Raw genomic sequence first — 1,737 nt, 5'->3', positions numbered from 1 at the left:
GGCGCGCGCCGAACTCGACCAGGACAAGCGCAAGAACCTCTATCGCGAAATGGCCATCATCCTTCGGGACGAGGGCGGGGTGATCGTGCCGTTCTTCAACCAGTTCATCGATGCGACTGGGCCGGGCGTGAAAGGCTTCGTGAAGCATCCTGCGCGGGATATGTGCAACGGCTACGCATTGGCGCAATGCTGGCTCGAAGCGTGAACGGCGGCTCGCCCGTTCTGAGGCTGGTTGCCCAGCGCATCGCGCTGGGCATTCTCCTCCTCTTCGCCGTCTCCGTGCTGATCTTCGCGGGAACCCAGCTCCTTCCAGGCGACGTGGCCCAGTCCATCCTCGGTCAGTCCGCCACGCCCGAGGCGGTCGCCAATCTGCGCCGGGAGCTCGGTCTCAACGATCCCGCCATTGTGCGCTACTTCCAGTGGGTTGGCGGGGTTTTGACCGGCAATCTCGGTAGCGCGCTCACCACGCGACAGGAGATCGCTGTGACGCTGATGCCGCGGCTGTGGAACACGCTGTCCCTCGCCTTCTGTGCCGCCGTCGTGTCGATTCCCCTCGCAATCATCCTCGGGCTGCTGGCCGTGCGCTACCGCAACGGTCCGATCGACAAGGCGATCTCGGGCTTTGCGCTAGCTTCCATGTCACTGCCTGAATTCTTCATCGGCTATCTGCTTATCTTGTTCCTTGCCGTGAAGCTGCAGTGGTTCCCGTCGATCTCGACGGTCCATGACGGAATGCCCTTCCTCGAGAAGCTGAGAGGAATCGTGCTGCCGGTAATCGCTCTAGTTCTTGTCGTTCTGGCGCACATGATGCGCATGACGCGTGCGGCGATCCTGAACGTGATGCAGTCGGCCTACATCGAGACGGCCGAGCTCAAGGGCCTTTCCGCCTTAGATATCATCCGTAAGCACGCCTTTCCGAACGCCATCGCGCCCATCATCAACGTCGTGATGCTCAACATGGCATACCTGGTGGTCGGCGTCGTCGTGGTCGAGGTGATCTTCGTCTATCCAGGCATGGGGCAATATCTGGTCGACCACGTCGTCAAGCGCGACGTGCCGGTGGTTCAAGCGGTCGGACTCATCTTTGCTGCGGTCTACATCGGGCTCAACATCGTCGCGGACGTCGCCGCGATCCTTGCCAACCCGCGCCTGCGGCATCCGAAGTAGGAGGGATGATGATCAATTTTAAGCGTATCCCCCTCGGGGCCTGGATCGGCCTAAACCTGACCGGGCTGTTAGTGATCGGCGCGCTTTTTGCGCCATGGATCGCCCCACACGGCTATGGCGAGATCGTGGGCGACGTATGGGAGCCGATGTCGTCGGCGCACTGGCTGGGGACTGACAATCTCGGGCGAGACCTGCTCTCGCGCATGATGTATGGCGCCCGCATCACGATCTTTATCGCCGGCATGGCCACCGCCTTGTCCTTCTCTCTGGGCGCCATCCTCGGCTTTACGGCGGCCGTCCTCGGCGGTCTGGTCGACATGCTGATGTCGCGCGTCGTCGATCTTTTGATGGCGATACCAACGTTGATATTCGGCCTCGTCGTCCTGTCAGTGCTGCCCACGAACAACGTGACGCTCATTCTCGTGATGGGGGTTCTGAGTTCGACGCGCGTCTACCGCCTCTCACGCGCGGTTGCTGCGGACATCAACGCGATGGACTTCGTCGAAGCGGCCAAGTTGCGCGGGGAGGGTCTCGGCTGGATCATCTTCCGCGAGATCCTGCCCAACGCAC

At 61.6% G+C, this 1,737-nt stretch carries 2 protein-coding genes and 1 pseudogene; all 3 read left to right on the top strand.

Annotation, left to right across the window (positions count from 1 at the left end; all coding sequences use genetic code 11):
- A pseudogene (locus NKH12_RS30340) lies at positions 1 to 205 on the top strand (ABC transporter substrate-binding protein); the annotation flags it as partial.
- Entirely contained in the window at positions 187 to 1,167 is a 981-nt protein-coding gene (locus tag NKH12_RS30335) for an ABC transporter permease (RefSeq protein ID WP_352956469.1), read from the top strand. The pseudogene NKH12_RS30340 and the gene NKH12_RS30335, both read left to right, overlap by 19 nt.
- 8 nt (positions 1,168 to 1,175) lie before the next feature.
- Positions 1,176 to 1,737: ABC transporter permease (locus NKH12_RS30330; protein WP_352956468.1), on the top strand; the 562-nt coding region annotated here is incomplete at its 3' end.

The organism is Mesorhizobium sp. M1322, assembly GCF_040318085.1.
Taxonomy (GTDB): domain Bacteria; phylum Pseudomonadota; class Alphaproteobacteria; order Rhizobiales; family Rhizobiaceae; genus Mesorhizobium.
Note: the sequence above shows the minus strand (reverse complement) of the source record. Positions and strands in the feature narration are given on the sequence as shown.

Coding starts and splice junctions, on each gene's coding strand:
- NKH12_RS30335 (WP_352956469.1), top strand. CDS start 187: ATGCTGGCTCGAAGCGTGAACGGCGGCTCGCCCGTTCTGAGGCTGGTT.